General features: G+C 63.0%; 1 pseudogene. It reads left to right on the top strand.

The window, feature by feature from the left end:
• A pseudogene (locus J5M71_RS28335) lies at positions 1-380 on the top strand (protease modulator HflK); the annotation flags it as partial.
• Positions 381-454 lie beyond the last annotated feature (74 nt).

Raw genomic sequence — 454 nt, 5'->3', positions numbered from 1 at the left:
GTATCGAGGTGTCGCGGGTCGATGTGCAATCGAGTCTGCCGGAGCCAGCGATCAGTGCTTTCAATGCGGTTCTGACCGCCAGTCAGCAGGCTGACAAAGCAGTGGCTAACGCGCGCACCGATGCCGAGAAACTTGCCCAGTCCGCCAACGAACAGGCAGACCGCACGCTCCAGGTGGCTCACGCGCAGGCAGGCGAGCGTCGTGCCAAAGCCTCGACCGATACCGCAACCGTCTCGAGTCTGGCCACGTCTAGCGTCCCGCAAATGCTCCTGCGTCTGTATCGCGAACGCCTGCCGAAAATTCTCGGTCAGGCCGGGTCGGTCACCACCGTCAACCCGAAAGACGATTCCCGGTTGATCATTCAAGGAGCCAGTCAATGACGGCGACCACCGCTGCCCCAGGCCTGTTGTCCTCGGCCGAACAACGTCGCGCCGCGCGCCAATTGACCCTGGCG

It is taken from the genome of Pseudomonas sp. 43(2021) (assembly GCF_017490805.1).
GTDB lineage: Bacteria > Pseudomonadota > Gammaproteobacteria > Pseudomonadales > Pseudomonadaceae > Aquipseudomonas.
The sequence above is the reverse complement of the archived record's forward strand: the minus strand, read 5'-3'. Positions and strand labels throughout refer to the sequence as shown.